11 protein-coding genes and 1 pseudogene are annotated in these 20,002 nt (G+C 60.3%); 4 read left to right on the forward strand and 8 right to left on the reverse strand.

All coding sequences use genetic code 11. The features are described from left to right. Positions 1-5 precede the first annotated feature (5 nt). The 4 genes and pseudogenes from PI739_RS05565 to PI739_RS05580 form a co-directional block, all read right to left on the reverse strand. Positions 6-2,726: a nitrate reductase gene (locus tag PI739_RS05565; protein ID WP_271351542.1), complete on the reverse strand. Its 2,721-nt coding sequence runs from the start codon at positions 2,724-2,726 to the stop codon at positions 6-8. Between the two features lie 26 nt (positions 2,727-2,752). Then, positions 2,753-3,952 (reverse strand): annotated as a pseudogene (locus tag PI739_RS05570) (NAD(P)/FAD-dependent oxidoreductase); the annotation flags it as partial. A gap of 276 nt (positions 3,953-4,228) precedes the next feature. Further along, a complete protein-coding gene (locus PI739_RS05575) occupies positions 4,229-5,890 on the reverse strand; it encodes a bifunctional protein-serine/threonine kinase/phosphatase (RefSeq protein WP_003366867.1) in 1,662 nt (553 codons plus the stop codon). A 7-nt stretch (positions 5,891-5,897) separates the two neighbouring features. Beyond that, positions 5,898-7,109: a nitrate/nitrite transporter gene (locus PI739_RS05580; protein ID WP_003433035.1), complete on the reverse strand. Its 1,212-nt coding sequence runs from the start codon at positions 7,107-7,109 to the stop codon at positions 5,898-5,900. 901 nt (positions 7,110-8,010) lie between these two features. Here PI739_RS05580 and PI739_RS05585 point away from each other — a divergent pair. Continuing rightward, complete coding sequence (locus tag PI739_RS05585) at positions 8,011-9,258, forward strand: glycoside hydrolase family 68 protein (RefSeq protein ID WP_271351543.1); 1,248 nt, start codon at positions 8,011-8,013, stop codon at positions 9,256-9,258. Positions 9,259-9,317: 59 nt separating this feature from the next. On the opposite strand, the gene PI739_RS05590 is transcribed toward PI739_RS05585, so the two are convergent. Beyond that, positions 9,318-9,893 (reverse strand): ANTAR domain-containing response regulator, encoded by a 576-nt coding sequence (locus tag PI739_RS05590; RefSeq protein ID WP_003366877.1) that lies wholly within the window; start codon positions 9,891-9,893, stop codon positions 9,318-9,320. Between the two features lie 14 nt (positions 9,894-9,907). Beyond that, positions 9,908-11,119, reverse strand: coding sequence for a CmpA/NrtA family ABC transporter substrate-binding protein (locus PI739_RS05595; RefSeq protein WP_046719642.1), 1,212 nt, complete (start codon positions 11,117-11,119; stop codon positions 9,908-9,910). 251 nt (positions 11,120-11,370) lie between these two features. Between PI739_RS05595 and PI739_RS05600 the strand changes: the two genes are divergently transcribed. Beyond that, positions 11,371-12,402, forward strand: a complete 1,032-nt coding sequence (locus PI739_RS05600) for a quinone-dependent dihydroorotate dehydrogenase (protein WP_003346110.1) — start codon at positions 11,371-11,373, stop codon at positions 12,400-12,402. Between the two features lie 142 nt (positions 12,403-12,544). On the opposite strand, the gene rmf is transcribed toward PI739_RS05600, so the two are convergent. Next, the gene (gene rmf / locus PI739_RS05605; RefSeq protein ID WP_002553055.1) at positions 12,545-12,760 is read right to left on the reverse strand and encodes a ribosome modulation factor; all 216 of its coding nucleotides are present in this window, start codon (positions 12,758-12,760) and stop codon (positions 12,545-12,547) included. Between the two features lie 588 nt (positions 12,761-13,348). Here rmf and rlmKL point away from each other — a divergent pair. Then, positions 13,349-15,601: a bifunctional 23S rRNA (guanine(2069)-N(7))-methyltransferase RlmK/23S rRNA (guanine(2445)-N(2))-methyltransferase RlmL gene (gene rlmKL, locus PI739_RS05610; RefSeq protein ID WP_004410502.1), complete on the forward strand. Its 2,253-nt coding sequence runs from the start codon at positions 13,349-13,351 to the stop codon at positions 15,599-15,601. Positions 15,602-15,803: 202 nt separating this feature from the next. After that, on the forward strand, positions 15,804-18,194 hold the full coding sequence (locus tag PI739_RS05615) for a sensor domain-containing diguanylate cyclase (RefSeq protein ID WP_122240855.1): 2,391 nt from the start codon (positions 15,804-15,806) through the stop codon (positions 18,192-18,194). A gap of 55 nt (positions 18,195-18,249) precedes the next feature. On the opposite strand, the gene dacB is transcribed toward PI739_RS05615, so the two are convergent. Continuing rightward, positions 18,250-19,716: a D-alanyl-D-alanine carboxypeptidase/D-alanyl-D-alanine endopeptidase gene (gene dacB, locus PI739_RS05620; RefSeq protein ID WP_003366890.1), complete on the reverse strand. Its 1,467-nt coding sequence runs from the start codon at positions 19,714-19,716 to the stop codon at positions 18,250-18,252. Positions 19,717-20,002: the final 286 nt, after the last annotated feature.

Genomic DNA, 20,002 nt, shown 5'->3' on the forward strand with positions numbered 1-20,002 from the left:
ATTCCTCATTCTGTAACCGCCACGGTATGGATCAGTCGTCTTATTTCCGGCACGCAGGAGCCGCACTGGGTGCCGCAGCCCAACTGTGTCTTGAGTTGATTCAGGTCCAGGCCACGCTCGATAGCGCTCATTACCGCGCTCTGGCTGACGTTCATGCAGTTGCACAAGGTCTTGTCGCGAGGCTGTGTCGAGTCTTTGCCCGGTTCGCTGCTCAACGGTGCCAACAGCCAGCGCCGCACCGAAGCCTCAACGCGCTCTTCCAGCCACAACGTCTGCAGCCAATGCCGGGCGAGTGTTTCACCGGCCAGGCGAACAGCAGTAATACGTTCGCCGTCGATCCGTACCCGTTTGCCGATCGAGCGTTTGGGGTCGTCATACGCCATGACCGGTCCTTCATCCAGGCCCAGTACTTGATCAATCTGCTGCAGCAGCGCTGAATCGGGTGCTGCTGCGCTGGCGGCGCGTATCACCAGCGCCGGTCGCTCGCGTCCGGCAAGGCTCATGCTCAGATAGGTGAAGGTGTCGCACAAGGGGCGCAGCTTTTCCATCCGTTGCTGCACGTTGCCCTCGACCAGCGCAAAGAACTGCCAGGGCAGTCGGGCTTTTTCGATCCTGACGCCGGCGTGCTTGAGTTCCGGTTGCTTCGAAACCGGGTCGAAGGCTGGCTGGGTGAGAACGTTGACACCCCCCTTGAGGAACCTGTCGCCCCAATGCATCGGCACAAAAGCCTGGCCGACTGCAACGCTGTCCTCACTGCCGACCGGCAACAGCAGCTCGCCGCGTCGACTGATCAGCTTGACCAGGTCGCCGGGCTGCAGGTCATGGCTGAGCATGTCCTGCGGATTGAGGCTCAGCACCGCTTCACTGACATGCCCGAACAAGCGGGCAGCGGTGCCGGTGCGGCTCATGCCGTGCCACTGATCGCGCAGTCTGCCGGTATTGAGCGTCAGCGGGTAGTCGGCATCGCGCACTTCCCTGGCGGCGATGTAAGGCTCGGACAGAAACTGCGCCCGGCCTGAATCGGTGGGAAAGATGCCATTGTTGTACAGGCGCGGCGTGCCGCTGCTGGCGCCACGCGGGAAGGGCCATTGTTGCGGACCCTGCTGATCGATGAGCTCGCGGTCGATTCCGGACATGTCCAGATCGCGCCCGACCGTCAGGCCCTTGAACTCATCGAACAAGGCTTTGGGTGTAGCGAAGTCGAACAGCGCGGGTGCGCCGGGTTGCAGGCGTTTTTGCAGGCGCTGGGCGAAATCCACGGTGATCGCCCAGTCGGAGCGCGCTTCGCCGGGCGCCTGAATAGCTTTGCGCACGTTGGAGATGCGTCGTTCGGAGTTGGTCACCGTGCCTTCTTTCTCACCCCAGCTGGCAGCAGGCAGCAACAGATCGGCATAACGCGCGGTTTCGGTGGTCTTGAAGGCCTCCTGGAGTACCACGAACGGGCAGGTTTCCAGCGCTTGCCTGATGCGGTTCTGGTCGGGCAGTGACTGTGCCGGGTTGGTGCAGGCAATCCACAGGGCCTTGATCGTTCCATTCTGCAATTGCTCGAACAGTTCGATGGCTGAAAGGCCGGGATTGGCAGGCAGGCTATCGACGCCCCAGTAGTCTGCAACCTCCTGACGATGCTGAGGATTTGCCGCGTCGCGATGGCCAGGCAACAGGTTGGACAGACTGCCGGTTTCACGTCCGCCCATGGCGTTGGGCTGGCCGGTGAGCGAGAAGGGACCTGCGCCGGGTTTGCCAATCTGTCCGGTCGCCAAGTGCAGGTTGATCAGCGCGCTGTTTTTCGCGCTGCCGGCCGTGGACTGATTCAGCCCCATGCACCACAGCGACAGAAAAGCCGGCGCTTCGCCCACCCATCGGGCGCAGGTGTGCAGCTGTTCCAGAGTAATGCCGCAGAGGGCGGCCACGTATTCAGGTGGGTAGTCACGGGCCAGCGTGGCCAGTTCCTCATAGCCCTGCGTGTGCGCGGCAATGAACGCCGGGTCGATCAGCCGTTCGTTCATCAGTATATGAAGGATGCCGTGAAACAGCGCGACGTCCGTGCCGGGCTGAATCGCCAGATGAAGGTCGGCCAGTTCGCAGGTGTCGGTACGCCGTGGATCGATGACGATGAGTTTCATCTGCGGACGACGGCTTTTTGCATCTTCCAGACGGCGAAACAGAATCGGGTGTGCGTACGCCATGTTGCTGCCGACGATCATCACACAATCGCTCAGTTCGATGTCTTCATAGCTGCACGGTGGGGCATCGGCACCCAGGCTGCGCTTGTAGCCCGCCACGGCCGATGACATGCACAGCCGTGAATTACTGTCGATATTGTTGGTGCCGATCAGTGCGCGCGCCAGTTTGTTGAACGCGTAGTAGTCTTCGGTCAGCAACTGGCCGGAAATGTAGAAGGCAACGCTGTCGGGGCCATGTTCGCGAATGCTCTCGGCGAACACATTGGCCGCATGCTCCAGCGCGGTATCCCAATCGGTGACGCTGCGCGCCAGGTCCTTGCTCAGGCGCAGTTCCGGGTACAGCGCGCGGGCTTCAATGTCGCCGGTCAGGTGCAGGCTCGACCCTTTGCTGCACAGCTTGCCGAAGTTCGCCGGGTGCTTCGGGTCGCCGCTGACACCAAGAATATGCTCGCCGTCATGTTCGATCAGTACGCCGCAGCCTACGCCGCAATAGCAGCAGGTAGACGCCGTGACCCGATGGGTGTGGAGGGCAAGGCTGTTCATGCGCAGGCAGCCTCTGGAGCAACGGGTTTGCCGAACATCAGGTGGTCGCGAATGGCGTCGATACCCTGGCCATCACGGATCTGCTGCAAGTACCAGTTGCCGTCGGCGGTGTCGCCGTACAGGCAGGCGCCGACCAGTACATCGTTCTTTATTACCAGCTTCTTGTAGATACCGCCGATGGGGTCGGAAAGGGTGATGCTTTCAGTGCCTTCACCGCCGAGGAAATCCCCGGCGGAAAACAGGTCGATACCGGTGACTTTCAGCTTGGTCGAGGTGACCGAGCCCGGATAACGCGCAAAGCCCAGTTGCGCAAGGTGGTTGGCGCAGACCCGAGCCTGCTCGAACAGCGGCGCCACCAGCCCATAGGCGATGCCACGGTGGCTGACACATTCGCCAATTGCGTAGATGCGCGGGTCGTAGGTCTGCAAGGTGTCATTGACCAGAATGCCACGGTTGCAGGGCAGGCCGGCTTGCTCGGCCAATTCGGTGTTGGGCCGTATGCCTGCTGCCATGACCACCAGATCGGCGTCGATCCTGTCGCCATTGTTGAATTGCACCGCGGTTACCCGGCCCTGATCATCGCCGAGCAAGGCGTTGGTCTGTTCGTCGAGCCGAAAGCTCAGGCCGCGCTTTTCCAGCGCCGCTTGCAGCATGCGCCCGCTGGTCTTGTCCAGTTGGCGCTCCAGCAGCGTCTGGCCGTTATGCACCACCGTCACGTGCATGCCGCGCAGGCTCAAGCCGTTGGCCGCTTCCAGGCCGAGCAGTCCGCCGCCGATGACGACTGCGCGCTTGTGCGTGACGGAGGTGTCGATCATCTGCCGCGTGTGGCCGATGTCGCGATAACCGATCACACCGTTCAGCGTGTTGCCGGGGATCGGCAGTATGAACGGCCGCGAACCGGTGGCAATCAGCAGCCGATCATAATGGGCCTGGGTGCCGTCATCGGCGATCACCAGGCGTCTGATGCGGTCGATCTTCACCACGCGACGGTTGAGCAACAACCGGATACCGTTGCGTTCGTACCAGTCGAGGTCGTTGAGCACGATGTCTTCGAAATTCTGCTCGCCGGCCAGTACCGGCGACAGCAGAATGCGATTGTAATTGGGGTGTGGCTCGGCGCCGAAGACCGTGATGTGGTAAAGGTCTTCGCTCAGTTTCAGCAACTCTTCGAGTGTGCGCACGCCGGCCATGCCGTTGCCGATCATCACCAGTTTGAGTTTGGTCATCTTGCCTCCGAGTCACTGCAGCGCGTGCTCGATACGTTTCGCGCAAACAAAAAAAGGCGTCCCGTCAGTGGCCTGACGAGGACGCCTTTGTCCGGTCCCGTTCGCTCGGGAGACGCAGCCTTCATCGTTGAGGGCGGCGTGTTATGAATTATCTGCCAGTGACCATGCAGCGCTTGTGCCAACTCGGATTTGCCAGCCTGCGCGGTGTGCAGTCGATAACCCTGGCGCTTTCTGCACCGCGTTGAGGCGCGTTGCACAGAAGCGGGGCGCAAGGGCTCAGTGGCGGCCCATCAACCAGATCACCAGCATCAGGTTGAACAGCAGAGAGAGCAACGCCAGTGTTCGCCAGACTTTCAGCGGTTCGCGTTCCAGCAGCGGACGCGGCTTTGCCACCAGCGGACGATGCTCGGCCTGCTCCAGCTCCAGCAACCACTGTTCGGCGGTTTCATAACGCTGGCTCGGGTCGGCGTGCAGTGCCTTGTCCAGGCTTTGGCTCAGCCACTGTGGCAGATCCGGTCGGTAACGACTGGCAGGTATCGGTGCGCCGAAGCGACGGTGCTGAAAGGCTTCGATCTCGCCGTAAGGGTATTGCCCTGTCAGCAGGTAGTACAAGGTGACGCCTGCTGCGTACAGGTCCTGTTGCGGATGCGGTTCGGCGCCGTTGAAGGCTTCCGGTGCTATATAACTGGGTGTGCCGGGCAGGTCTTCGGTGTTGACCGCCGACAGGCCCGGGCAGAACGCCAGGCCGAAATCCAGCAGGCGCAACTCGCCGTCGTCGGCCAGTAGCAGGTTTTCCGGTTTGATATCGCGATGGATGATGTTGCGTCGATGCAGCAGGCCCGTGGCCCGTAACAGTCGGGTGGCCAAGTCCTGCCACTGGGCCAGCGGCAACGGCCCTTTGTCGGTGAAGCGCTCGGCCAGTGTGTGCCCGCGATACTCGCGCATGACGTAATACAGATGCTGACGGTCTGGCAGCGGGTGTATCTCGGGAAAAAAGCGCCCGGCGACCCGACGCAGAAACCACTCCTCTAGCAGTAAGCCCTGACCGGCACCGGTCTCGTCATGACGACTGGCTGGCAGGGTCTTCAGCAGCCAGGGCTGCTCATTGATATCGGTGACTCGATAAACGATGGACTGGCGTGATTGCGCCACGATGCTGACGACTTTCCAGCCTTCGAATGTCTGATCGGCCTTGAGTGCGGGTGGCAGCGGCCATTGCTGCAATTGCAGTAGCGTATCGCCCAGATCGTCCTCGCCGAGCGTGTCGACCTGAATCAGCAGGGCGCTGGCATTGTCCTGACTGCCGGCCAGGTGCGCCGCGCTGACCAGGGTTTTCACTGCCGCGTCGAGGTCGTGCTGTTCGCCCAGAATCGAGCGGATACTTGCATCGCCCAGTGCCGCCCATACGCCGTCGCTGACCAGCAGCAGGCGTTCGCCTTCACACAGCTCGCCGTCCAGGTAATCCATGACCACGTACTGATCCAGGCCCAGCGCACGTTTGAGCACATGCTGCATGTCGGCCTGTTCCCAGACGTGATCTTCACTGATGCGTTTCAGCGTTCCGGTGTGCCAGCGGTAAGCCCGGCAGTCGCCGACATGGGCGAGGGTGAAACGCCTGCCACGCAGTACCAGAGCGCTGAGGGTGGTCAACAGGCCGTTGGCCAGCAGCCAGCGATTCTGCGCCAGCAGCAGGCGATCAAGGGACTGCGCCACGCCCCAGGTTTCCGGCGTGGCGTAATAGTCGAGGGCCAGCGCCTGCAGGGTCGATTGCGCGGCCAGTGCGCCGTCGGCACATTGGCTGACGCCGTCGGCAAGGGCGAACAGATAGCCCTTGCTGGCCGCCAGTGCCGGGACTGGCGTGACCAGGCGCACGGCGTCCTGATTCTCCGCTCGCGGTCCGCTGGCGCTGAATTGAGCGAACTGCAGTTGCAGGGTCATCGGCGCTTCAGACCCGGGCCGCCGTGACCGCGGCCGAACCCCAGGTGGTTCTCCAGCGACGTTTGACGTTCAGCAGGCCGAACCAGGCCAGTATCGCCAGGCCGGCGAACAGCCACAGACCCAACTGGTAGTCGCCGGTGTTCTGTTTGATGCTGCCCAGGCCCGCCGCCAGCAGGAAGCCACCGATGCCACCGGCCATGCCGATCAAGCCGGTCATGACCCCGATTTCCTTGCGGAAGCGCTGCGGTACCAACTGGAACACCGCGCCGTTGCCGGCCCCCAGGCCCAGCATCGCGGCCACGAACAGCGCCAGTGCTGCCCACGAACTCGGCAGGTTGAAGCCCACGGCGGCAATGCCGATGGCGGCAACCGCATACATCACGGTCAGTGTGCGAATCCCGCCGAAACGGTCGGCCAGCGCACCACCCAACGGACGCATCAGGCTGCCACCGAACACACAGGCAGCGGTGTAGTAACCGGCAGTGATCGGGCTCAAGCCATATTGGTCGTTGAAATAGCCGGGCAGGGCGCTGGCCAGGCCAATGAAGCCACCGAACGTCACACTGTAGAAAAACATGAACCACCAACTGTCACGGTCACCCAGCGCCTTGAGGTAGTCCGCCATGGATTTGGGTTTGCTGCGTTGCGGGGCGTTGCGGGCCATCAGGGTGAAGGCGATCAGGGTCAGAACCAGCGGGATCAGCGCCAGGCCGAAGACGTTGCCCCAGCCGAAACTGGCGGCCAGCACCGGCGCGATCAGCGCGGCCAGTACAGTGCCGGAGTTGCCCGCACCGGCGATGCCCATGGCCTTGCCCTGGTGCTGCGCCGGATACCATTGCGACGCCAGGGGCAGCGCGACGGCGAACGAGGCACCGGCCATGCCGAGGAACACGCCCAGTACCAGCACCTGGCCGTAGGTGTGAATGCCCAATTGCCAGGCACCCAGCAGCGCGCCGATGACGATCACCTGGCCGATGATTCCGGCGGTTTTGGGCGACAGCTGGTCGGCCAGCAGGCCCATGAAAAAGCGCAGCACCGCGCCCGCCAGAATCGGCGTGGCGACCATCAGGCCACGTTGCTGAGTGGTCAGGTGCAGGTCAGTGGCAATCTGTACCGCCAGTGGGCCCAGCAGGTACCAGACCATGAAACTCAGGTCAAAATAGAGAAAGGCCGCGAACAGGGTCGGTTTGTGGCCTGCCTTCCAGAAGCTTGTATCCATGTGCACACCTCATCATCTGCTAGTTAGTCAGTCGGGCCATGACCGCGACACGGGTGGTTCAGACGCTGTGGTGGAGTGTTCCGAATGACGGCGACTCCACCGGCCCCTTCGCCGGGGCCAAAACGCAAAAAACGTCGCCTCTCTGTCCACGGGGCGGAAAGAGATGAGCGACGTCTTTGTCGTAAAAGGTGATAGCCGCCGTTGGCTACCGGTGCGATTGCATTAGCAATAGACGGGCCAATGGTCGTGCAGGCGCGTCAGCCATACGTTGCAGGCAGGTTGTATGGCTTTCAGAGACTGCGAGCAGACTGATGTATGACCTCGAACCGGGCGTGGGCCATCAGACGCGCTGCAAAAAAGGGCGTGGCGGCGAAAAGCCAGATAACGGCTTGCACAGTCCGTATCAGTCAACAGAAACAGGCAGTTAACAGGATTTAAGTATGTTTTATTAAAGTTTAAACTATTTAATATTATTTAATGTGCCATCAGTTTTGCGTGTAAGTACTGTCATTGTGATGCTGTTTCGATATGCAGCTATGGTGGACTTAATATATATAATTTAATGCGCAGCTCTCGCAGTTTTACGATAGCAACGCTGTAAATATTTAATTTACTTTGCGTGGCATCTCTGAGAGCATCGCTTCTGTTGCGACGTGTGACGCTTATTAAAAAGGTGGTTTCACTTTTCAATCCGGTAATCTGTAGTTGCAGTTTGCCAGTCAATCTCGATAAATGCTTACTTTGAAAGAAGTCATCGGCTACTCGCTCTTTTATCGGCGTCCGGCTGTCCTCGACACCTGAATGCCCGACACACTCTGCACCTCGGCATTGCACGCATGCCTGCCGTGTTGCCTTCCTATACGCGCTGCTTGTACAGGCGCCAGCAAAGGACATCATCATCATGAGTAACATCAATTACGCACCTACCATCTGGTCCCGTGCCGATGCGTTGAAGGTCAATGAAAATGACCCGACCACCACGCAGCCATTGGTAAAAGCGGACTTTCCGGTCATGAGTGATAAGGTCTTCATCTGGGACACCATGCCGTTGCGAGAGCTTGACGGCACGGTGGTCTCAGTCAACGGCTGGTCGGTTATCGTCACACTGACGGCTGATCGCCACCCCGACGACCCGCAGTATCTCGGCGCCAACGGCCGCTACGACATCAAGCGCGACTGGGAGGATCGTCATGGACGGGCGCGCATGTGCTACTGGTATTCGCGCACCGGCAAGAACTGGATCTTCGGTGGCCGGGTCATGGCCGAAGGCGTGTCGCCCACCACCCGTGAGTGGGCGGGCACACCGGTATTATTGAATGACAAGGGTGATATCGATCTTTACTACACCTGCGTGACACCGGGGGCGACCATTGCCAAAGTGCGCGGCCGTATTGTGACGTCCGATCAGGGCGTGGAGTTGAAAGACTTTACCCAGGTCAAAAAACTGTTCGAGGCCGACGGCACTTATTATCAAACCGAGGCGCAGAACTCGACGTGGAACTTCCGCGACCCGAGTCCGTTTATTGATCCCAATGATGGCAAGTTGTATATGGTCTATGAAGGTAATGTGGCCGGTGAACGCGGTACGCATACCGTTGGCGCTGCAGAACTTGGCCCGGTGCCACCCGGCCATGAAGAAGTGGGGGGTGCGCGTTTTCAAGTGGGCTGTATCGGCCTGGCAGTTGCGAAAGATCTCAGCGGAGAAGAGTGGGAAATACTACCGCCACTGGTGACTGCGGTGGGCGTCAATGACCAGACTGAACGTCCGCATTATGTCTTTCAGGACGGCAAGTATTATTTATTCACCATTAGTCACAAGTTTACGTATGCCGACGGTGTGACCGGGCCGGACGGCGTTTACGGTTTTGTGGGCGAGCATTTGTTCGGGCCTTACCGGCCGATGAACGCTTCCGGACTGGTGCTGGGCAATCCGCCTGCACAGCCATTCCAGACGTACTCCCACTGTGTGATGCCCAACGGCCTGGTGACTTCGTTCATCGACAGCGTGCCCACCAGCGGCGATGACTACCGTATCGGCGGCACCGAGGCGCCGACGGTCAGAATCCTGTTGAAGGGCGACCGCTCGTTCGTGCAGGAAGAGTATGACTACGGCTACGTCCCGGCGATGAAGGATGTGCAGTTGAGCTGACAGGCTGCGCCTCTGTAAACGGTGAAGAACGCCTGTGCGGGCAGGCGTTCTTCCTGGCTTCAGCCCAGCAGTTCGCTCATTGCGATAATCTGCTCGGCCACCTGAATCAGCTTCTGCTGACGACTCATTGCCTGACGTCGCATCAGCGTATAAGCCTCTTCTTCGTTGCAATCCTTCATCTTCATCAGTAGCCCCTTGGCCAGCTCGATGCGCTTGCGCTCGGCCAGTTGCTGATCGCGGGCATGCAATTGCGCACGCAGCGCCTGATCGCTTTCAAAGCGGGCCATTGCCACATCCAGAATGGGTTGCAGCCGTTGTGCCTGAATCCCCTCGACGATATAAGCGCTGACCCCGGACTTGATGGCCTGGCGCATCACGCCTGGATCGTGCTCGTCGGTGAACATCACGATGGGACGTGGCTGGTCGCGGCTGACCAGCACCACCTGCTCCATCACGTCGCGACCTGGCGATTCAGTGTCGATGAGGATGACGTCCGGGCGCACGGCTTCGACGCGTGCGGGCAGGTCGATGATCAGGCCGGATTCGTCGATCACTTCGAAACCGGCCTCTATCAAGGCTGACTTGAGGCGACCGACCTTTTTGGCGGTGTCATTGATAAGCAGGATACGCAGCATGGTCACGTTCTCCGTCAACGACTGGCCACAGCGGGCGCGTCGTCGGCCAGCGAATGGAGCTTGAAGCTACGCGCGTAGCCCGCCGGATCGCTGCCGTCCCAGATCCTGCCATCGATCAGCTGACTGCTGCGCATGGTTGCGGCGGGTACGTCGATGCCCAGCGCGCTGGCCGCCTGACGGTACAGGTCGAGTCGCTGGACGCGACTGGCGACCGCCAGGTAATCCGGGTCTTCGCGCAACAGGCCCCAGCGTCGGAACTGGGTCATGAACCACATGCCGTCGGACAGCCAGGGGTAGTTGACCTGTCCTTGGGCATGGAAGCTGACCGCGTGAGGGTCTTGCCAGCGATTGCCGAGACCGTCGCTGTACTGACCGAGCAGGCGCGGCTCGATGCAGTCCACTGAGGTGTCCAGGTAATCGGCACCGCTGAGAAGTTGTGCGGTGCTGCGCCGGTTATGATCGTTTTCCTCGATGAAGCGGCTCGCTTCCAGTACGGCCATGATCAGCGCTCTGGCGGTGTTGGGGTTCTGCTCGACGAATTCACGGGTACAGCCCAGCACCTTGCCCGGGTGATCCGGCCAGATCGACTGGCTGGTCGCCATGGTGAAGCCCAGTTGCTGCTGAACGGCGCTAGCGGCCCAGGGTTCGCCGACGCAGAAACCGTCGATGCGCCCAGCCTGCAGGTGTTGCGCCATTTGCGTGGGCGGCACCACGACACTGGTCACATCATCGAGCGGATGAATGCCCTGACTGGCCAGCCAGTAGTAGAGCCACATGGCGTGGTTGCCGGTGGGGAAGGTCTGCGCGAAGGTCAGCCTTGATCCGCTTTGGTGCGCGCGTTTGTCCAGTGCTTCAGGAGTGATCACGCCCGCCTGCTGCAACTCGCGGGACAGGTTGATGCACTGGCCGTTCTGGTTGAGCCCCATGAGGATGGCCATGTCGGCCGCCGGGCCACCGCTGATGCCCAGTTCCACCGCATAGATCAGACCGTACAGGCTGTGTGCCGCCTGCAACTGCCCGCTGACCAGCCTGTCGCGCAGCCCGGCCCAGGAGGTCTGACGCTCGAGGTTCAGGCTCAGACCGTAAGGCTGGGCGAAACCCTGAGTGGCCGCGACCACCAGCGGGGCGCAGTCGGTCAATGCCATGAAGCCCACGTCCAGGCTGTTCATTTCCGGGGCGTCGCTACCGGCCACCCAGTCCAGCGCATTACCGGTTCGTTCGTTCATCGCGCGTGCTTCATCAAAGGTCCGTCCAGAAAAAAGGCGTCGTCCGACCCATTGCAATGCAAGTGTCGAAGCGACGCCGTTGTCCATGCACCGCTCCGCCGTTGGAGTGAGTGCCGATAGCGGTTTCAAGCAAGGCATATGCCATCGCCGGGGAGGGGCGAGCAACAAGTTTGTCGCGCGCCTCGCCTGACAGGCCCGCACACGTCTATAATCGCCACCCTGAATTCAGCTGCTCACGAGCCCATCCCGCCATGTATAACCTGGCCCGCCAGTTACTGTTCAAACTTTCCCCGGAAACCTCTCATGACCTGTCGCTGGACCTGATCGGTGCAGGCGGACGGCTGGGCCTCAATGGCCTGCTGAGCAAGTCCCCGGCGAAGTTGCCGGTCAGTGTGATGGGCCTTGAATTTCCCAACCCTGTGGGGCTGGCAGCCGGCCTGGACAAGAATGGTGCAGCCATCGATGGCTTCGCGCAACTGGGCTTCGGGTTCGTCGAGATCGGCACAGTGACGCCACGTCCGCAGCCGGGCAATCCCAAACCGCGTATTTTCCGCCTGCCCAACGCCGAGGCGATCATCAATCGCATGGGCTTCAACAATCTGGGTGTCGACAACCTGGTGTCCCGTGTCGAAGCGGCAAAATATCGCGGCGTTCTGGGCATCAATATCGGCAAGAACTTCGACACGCCGGTCGAGCGTGCGGTCGACGATTACTTGATCTGTCTGGACAAGGTCTATGCCCATGCCAGCTACGTTACGGTCAACGTCAGTTCGCCCAATACGCCGGGGCTGCGCAGCCTGCAGTTCGGCGACTCGCTCAAGCAACTGCTCCAGGCCCTGAGCCTGCGCCAGCAGGAGCTGACGCAACGGCATGGCAGGCGTGTGCCGCTGGCGATCAAGATTGCCCCGGACATGACCGACGAAGAGACCGTGCTGGTGGCCGCAGCCCTGATCGAGTCCGGTATGGACGCAGTCATCGCCACCAACACCACGCTTAGCCGCCAAGGCGTCGAAGGCCTTCCGCATGCTGATCAGGCAGGCGGCTTGTCGGGCGCGCCGGTTCGGGAAAAAAGCACGCACATCGTCAAGGTCCTGGCCGGTGAGCTCGCGGGGCGTCTGCCGATCATCGCCGCAGGCGGGATCACCGAAGGCCGACACGCCGCCGAGAAGATCGCTGCGGGGGCCAGTCTGGTGCAGATCTATTCGGGGTTCATCTACAAGGGCCCTGCGCTGATTCGCGAGTCGGTGGATGCCATTGCGGCGATGCCTCGCGCCGCACGCTGAACCCGGGGTAAAAAAAGGGGCTCTGCAAGAGAGCCCCTGGGCGTTGGCCCGCCGCCCGGGTCGGGCGTGCATGGTGCAGGTGTGAATCAGTCAATCATGTGTGTGGCCCGACAGAGGCCGAAAGTCTTTGATGTGAATCGCCTCATCCGACCGCGTGAAGTTCGTTGAGTCTGTGGATGCCCGCAGTGCCGGTCATACCGTCCCAGTTGTCGCCGCGTCCTTCGCGCCAGCCATTGATCCATGCCTGGCGTACTGACGGTAGAGTAAAAGGGCAAAGCTCACGGGATTTACCATGAACGCCGTATTGATATCCGCGTAAAAATGCTCTTTCCAACGGATCACGCTTAAGTCTTCTCATAGGGTAATGCCCTCGTCTGTTGACTGTAATATCCCTGAGACCCCGTGATGAGGTCGGGCAGAATCTTCTGCCGTTGGGGCCCGCTGCCGGCGTCGCGGGCCTTGATGCCACCACCATTGCGGCGATGACCTGAGACGATTTCTAACCAAAGCGCAGGGCGGTGTGAATGATCGTTTTGTCATAAGCACGTCACATTCAGGTCTGTCGAGCAATAAGCGATGATCTGTTTCAAGCATGATTTTTTCTGCAGCCCCTTGAACATGGGCGTTTGCAGGCTAATTGAAATCGCTTATCAGGCTCATATACTGGCTCAATGCCTTGGTTGCTTAAGCGACGAAGGGTCATGATCGGCGCTGCAAAAATGTGACTTTTCAAAACACCACTTTTGATTGCGTGCCTTATTGCCGACATCGACTTGCCTGATATCTGTTCTAATACGCGCCAGAACTGCCGCAATGACATGACAGGATCATGCGGTGGACCGGCACACATCACGTGCCACGCAGGCGTTCTCCATGAAAGACGCCTGTTCAAATCTGGCAGGGCAATGCGTTGCCCGCCGCAGACGGCTCAGGCCCTGGAATACACATGTCGGATCGCTACGAACTTTTCCTCACTTGCCCCAAGGGCCTCGAAGGCCTGCTTGCCGAGGAAGCTACTGCGCTGGGCCTGCAAGAGACCCGCGAGCACACTTCAGCCATTCGCGGCTCGGCCGACATGGAGACCGCTTACCGGCTGTGTCTCTGGTCGCGACTGGCCAACCGCGTGTTACTGGTGCTCAAGCGCTTCCCGATGAAGGATGCCGAAGACCTCTACCACGGCGTACTGGATGTCGAGTGGCAGGATCATCTTGAATCCGACGGCACCATTGCGGTGGAATTCAGTGGTCATGGTTCGGGCATCGATAACACCCATTTCGGTGCATTGAAGGTCAAGGATGCGATCGTCGACAAGCTGCGTACTCCGGATGGCGAGCGTCCTTCGGTCGACAAGATCAACCCCGATCTGCGCGTGCACCTGCGCCTGGATCGCGGCGAAGCCATTCTGTCCCTCGACCTGTCCGGGCATAGCCTGCACCAGCGCGGTTACCGTCTGCAGCAGGGCGCTGCACCGCTGAAGGAAAACCTCGCCGCCGCTATCCTGATTCGTGCTGGCTGGCCGCGCATCGCTGCCGAGGGCGGCGCGCTGGCTGACCCGATGTGCGGTGTCGGTACGTTTCTGGTCGAGGCCGGGATGATCGCCGCCGACATCGCCCCGAACATCAAGCGTGAACGCTGGGGCTTCTCGGCCTGGCTGGGCCACGTCCCGGCGCTGTGGCGCAAGCTGCACGACGAAGCGCTGGCCCGCGCAGAAGCCGGGTTGGCCAAAACACCTTCGTGGATTCGGGGTTACGAGGCTGATCCGCGACTGATCCAGCCGGGACGCAACAACATCGAACGTGCTGGTCTGAGTGACTGGATCAAGGTCTATCAGGGCGAAGTCGCGACCTTCGAGCCGCGTCCCGACCAGAACCAGAAAGGTCTGGTGATCTGCAACCCTCCGTACGGCGAGCGCCTGGGTGACGAAGCCAGCCTGCTGTATCTCTACCAGAACCTCGGCGAGCGCCTGCGTCAGGCCTGCCTTAACTGGGAAGCTGCGGTGTTCACCGGCGCGCCGGACCTCGGCAAGCGCATGGGCATTCGCAGCCACAAACAGTATTCGTTCTGGAACGGCGCCTTGCCGTGCAAGCTGCTGCTGATCAAGGTCACGCCTGACCAGTTCGTGACCGGCGAGCGACGCACCCCCGAGCAGCGTCAGATCGAACGCGAAAACCCGGTCGAGGTTGAAGTCGTTGAGCGCAAACTCAACAAGAACGGCAACCCGATCAAGCCGGAACCGGTGGTGGTCGAACAGGCGCGCCTGAGTGAAGGCGGGCAGATGTTTGCCAATCGCCTGCAAAAGAACCTCAAGCTGATGGGCAAGTGGGTACGTCGCGAGGGGATCGATTGCTACCGCGTGTATGACGCCGACATGCCTGAATACTCGCTGGCGATCGATCTGTATCACGACTGGGTGCATGTTCAGGAATACGCTGCACCCAAGTCCATCGATCCGGAAAAGGCGTCAGCCCGGCTGTTCGATGCGCTGGCGGCCATTCCGCAAGCCCTGAACATCGACAAGAACCGCGTAGTGATCAAGCGTCGCGAGCGTCAGAGCGGCACCAAGCAGTACGAGCGCCAGAGCGCCCAGGGCCAGTTTCTGGAAGTCAGCGAAGGAGGCGTCAAGCTGCTGGTCAATCTGACCGACTACCTGGACACCGGGCTGTTTCTCGATCACCGGCCGATGCGCATGCGTATTCAGCGCGAGGCGGCCGGCAAGCGCTTCCTGAACCTGTTTGCCTACACGGCGACGGCCAGTGTGCATGCTGCCAAGGGCGGTGCGCGCAGCACCACCAGCGTCGACCTGTCGCGGACCTATCTGGACTGGGCGCGTCGTAACCTGTCGTTGAACGGTTTCTCCGACAAGAATCGTCTCGAGCAGGGCGACGTGATGGCCTGGCTGCAGGCCAATCGCGACGAGTACGACCTGATCTTCATCGACCCGCCGACGTTCTCCAATTCCAAGCGCATGGAAGGCATTTTTGATGTCCAGCGTGATCAGGTCGAGCTGATCGATCTGGCCATGGCGCGTCTCGCACCGGGAGGCGTGTTGTACTTCTCCAACAACTTCCGCAAGTTTGTGCTTGATGAAAACCTGAGTCAGCGTTACGCGGTCGAGGACATTACCGCGCAAACCATCGATCAGGACTTCGCCCGTAACGGCAAGATCCACCGCGCCTGGAAAATCATGGCGCGTAGCTGATCCGGTGCGCGATGAACTGATCGGTAATGGTCCGTTCATCGCGCCTCGCGATACCTCCTGCACTCGCTTGCATGCCCGTGCAGACAGACCAACGAATCGTCCTGAAACCGCCATAAGCCTATGAAAATTACTGGCGAATAGCTATAACAGAAGTCATAGCCAGCCTGACGCTTCCGTATGTTGGCGTCATGAGTTTGTGTGTATGACAGTGAAACGGTTCAAGCTGAGAATTCTGAGTTTCATCAATGGTCAGCGATCAGCGTGGCTTATCGCAGTGCTGGTATTGCTGATCGGTACGGCACTTACGATCATGCTGGCGCTGGCCGATAACGAGTTGTATCAGCGCCAGTTGCGTCAGCGTTTCGACATGGTTGCCGCGGAGCGCTTCAGTCGCCTGCAGGAGCGTCTGGACCGGCAGGTCACCCGGCTCGACACTTTGGCTCGCTTCTTTATCTACTCCCATCAGGTTGAACTGTCCGAATTCGACGGGTTTGTCGCGCCGTTGCTGATTGGTACCCAGGCGTATGCCTGGAACCCGAGGGTGCTGCAGGCCGAGCGTGCAGCCTTTGAACGACAGTCGCGTGAGGAAGGATCGCCCGGGTATGCCATACGCGAGATGGATGAAAACGGCGCCTTGAAAATCGCCGCCGTGCGAAATGAATACTTCCCGGTTCGATTCATCCAGACCCTCAGCAACATTCCAACGCCAGCGGGGTTTGATATTGCTTCCGAGCCGGTGCGGCGTGCCGCTCTGGAGCGTGCGCGCTTGCTGAAACGAACGGTCGCAACGCCTCGTATTCGCCTGCTGTCCCTGGAGCCGTCCGATACCTACGGCATTTTGCTGGTCGCACCGGTGTTCTCGATTGGCCAGCCGGTTCCGCAATTGAGGGGCTACGTCACCGCAGTGATCAGCCTGACGCAATTGATGAACGTTGGAACGGCGGAGCAGGACAACCTTGCCGTGACCATGCTCGACCTCAGTTCGCCGGAAACGCCCGAGCAGGTCTACCAGTCTCCGCTCCCCGCAATACGCAATCAGCTGTACGCCAGCAGCCTGCTGAGCCTGGGCGACAGGGATTATCTGGTCGAGGTTCGCCCTACGCAGATTTTCAGTCTGAATAACCAGATCATGATGCCCGGTCGGGTGCTGTGGCTTGGAGGACTTTTGAGCCTGATGCTCAGTGCCTTGCTCTACAGCCTGATCAGCCAGCGTCAGCGCGCCTTGCAACGTGTGGCGCAGCGTACCCGCGAGCTGCGCCAGCGCGAGCAACAATTGAGGGCTGCGCACGGTCAACTGCGCAGTGTGCTGGATGCGGCGACAGAAGTGGCAATCATCGCGACCGATCTGGACGGGCTGATCAAGACGTTCAATGTCGGGGCACAGAAAATGCTCGGCTATGCACAGGAGGATGTGCTGGGCAGGTTTCGCCTCATGGACTTTTATCAGTCTGCTGATCTGGAGGCCCGAGCGAGCCGCTTGAGCAAAAGCCGCGGGCAACCGATCAGCGCCTCGCAACTGATGTTTCTCGACGCCGTGCAGGATGGTAACCATCCTTCGCAGGAGTGGACCCTGCAGCGCAGCGATGGCAGCACGCTGGTGGTGAATATGCTGGTCACCGCGGTGCGTGACGATCAGGGGCTCTGGACCGGGTATCTGGCCGTGTGCATCGACGTTACCGAGCACAAGCGTGTCAATCAGGCCCTTGCCGAGCAGGGGCAGTTGCTGAAAAAGCTCGGCTCGCAAGTCCCTGGCGGTATTTACCAGTACCACTTGGCCGTTGATGGCAGCGCGCGTTTCAGGTACGCCAGCGCCGGCATGTGCGAGCTGTTCGAAGTGGATGAAGAGCAGTTGCTGGGCGACTCTGAAACTATCCTGCAACGCATACAGCCGGTGGATCTGACACGGGTCAAAAGCTCCATTCTGATCAGCGCCAAACACCTGACACCGTGGGGGCAGGAGTACCGCGTCGATCTGCCACGCAAGGGTTTGCGCTGGCTACGCTCGGCGTCGACGCCTGAGCGCCTGGCCGATGGCAGCGTGCTGTGGCATGGCTTTGTGTCCGATATCACCGACCTCAAGCGCGTCGAGCAGGAGTTGCGTGCGCTGTCGGTCACTGACGTGCTGACCGGTGCCTATAATCGGCGCTACTTTCAGGACCGGATGCAGTCCGAGCTGAAAAGAATCGACCGGCACGGCGGTAACCTGTCGGTCATCATGCTCGATATCGATCACTTCAAACGGATCAATGACCGCTTCGGGCATGCCGCAGGCGATCAGGTGCTCAAGGCCATTTCGGAAAAGATCAGCCAGCGGCTGCGCAGCGATGATGTGTTCTGCCGCCTGGGTGGCGAAGAGTTCATGGTGATCTGCCCGGGAACGCGCGGTGCCCAGGCCTATCAACTGGCACTGAGCCTGCGCGATGAACTGCGCAAGCAGGTTATAGAAGGCGTCGATCAGGTGGTCACCGGCAGCTTCGGGATCGCCAGCTGGCGCGAGGGTGAGGGTGTCGACGCGATGTTGCTGCGCGCCGACTCGGGTGTCTATGCGGCGAAACAGGCCGGTCGCGATCGGGTCGAGCCCGAGCAACGCTGATGAAGACAGACCCGCTGCGACAGCGGGTCTGTTGTTGATGGCCAGTATCGGTTGGTTATTGCTGGATCGAGACCGTGGTGTTGGTCAGCTTGGGCTGTCGATACAGATCGATCAGTACCTCGTCGAGTATCGAGGATGCGCCGAACGGACGCGGGTCGTTGAGGATCGCCACGACTGCCCAGGTGTTGCCGTTACTGTCGCGGCTGAAGCCGGCAATCGCGCGTACGGTATTCAGGGTGCCGGTCTTGATGTGCGCCTCGCCCAGCAGCGGGGTGCGCTTGAGTCGCTTGCGCATGGTGCCGTCGAGGCCGGCCAGCGGCATCGAGCTCATGAATTCGGCGGCATAGGGGCTGCGCCAGGCCGCTTGCAGGATCACCGCCATTTCACGCGCGCTGACACGCTCGGCCCGCGAAAGCCCGGAGCCGTTCTCCATGACCAGATGCGGCGCAGTGATGCCTTTCTTCGCCAGCCACTGACGGATGACACGTTGCGCGGCCTTGCCGTCGTCACCGTCCGCTTCGTTGCGGAACTCTTCGCCCAGGCTCAGGAACAGTTGCTGGGCCATGGTGTTGTTGCTGAATTTGTTGATGTCACGAATGACTTCCACCAGGTCCGGTGAAAAGGCCTTGGCCAGCAACTTGGCATTGCCGGGCAGCACGCCAACGCGGTCCTTGCCCTGAATGGTGCCGCCCAGTTCCTGCCAGATGGCTCGCACTGCGCCGGCCGCGTAGGTCGGATGGTCCAGCAGTGACAGGTAGGTCTGTGAGTTGCAGCCATTGCCCAGCTGGCCTGTGACCGTCACGTTGACGCTGCCATCGGCCTGGGTGACCGGGTTGTAGCGCACATCCCCGGTGCATTGCTTCGAGGCGCTTGCCTTGACCTGATTATCAATGCGGATGCTGGCAATCGGCGGCTCGACCGAGACCAGAATCCTGCCATCGTCATTACGGGTCACGAATCGCAGCGCCTTGAGGTTGACCATAAGCGCGTCGGGTTTGACCAGAAACGGCTTGTTGTCGTCATTGCCGTCATCGTTGAACACCGGCAATTGCGGTTGCACAAAATGACTGCGGTCCAGTACCAGGTCGCCGGTCACCTGCTGTACACCGTTGGCGCGCAGGTCACGCATCAGCAGCCAGAGCTTTTCCATATTCAGCTTGGGATCGCCACCGCCCTTGAGATACAGGTTACCGCGAAGCACGCCATTGCTCAGAGTGCCGTCGGTGAAGAATTCGGTTTTCCACTGATGGGTCGGGCCGAGCATTTCCAGGGCCGCATAAGTGGTGATCAGCTTCATGGTAGAAGCCGGATTGACCGATACGTCGGCGTTGAACACGGTCGGCGTGCCCGGGCCGTTAAGCGGCAACATCACCAGCGACAGTGCGTCATCGCTGAGTTTGCTGGCTTTCATAGCCTGTTGAACCTTGGGGGGCAGCGTGGTGTTGATGACGGCGGCGTAGGAGGGCAGAGCCAGGGGCAAAAAAAGTGACGCGAGCAACAATGGACGTAGCGACTTGATCATTGACTAAAACCCTACTGCAAAGAGGGAAACGAAAAAGAGGGCATGGATGAATTCCCTCGGTAACTATTGCAAATGGCGATTCGATTTCGATAACTATAGTAGTGAATGCGCGGCGGGCTTTTTTTGTAACACGCAATGCCACGCATGAAACGAGTCGCATTATGCCCCAAGCGGGGCAGGCTTGTGACCGGGGGGTAAGCCGGTAAATGCTATTTTTTATTGATTCGGCATCGCCGGCTGCTGCAAGGCCGGATATCCATCACCCGCTGTAATTGTCGGGCTTTTA

This window comes from Pseudomonas cerasi (assembly GCF_027983475.1).
GTDB lineage: Bacteria > Pseudomonadota > Gammaproteobacteria > Pseudomonadales > Pseudomonadaceae > Aquipseudomonas > Aquipseudomonas cerasi.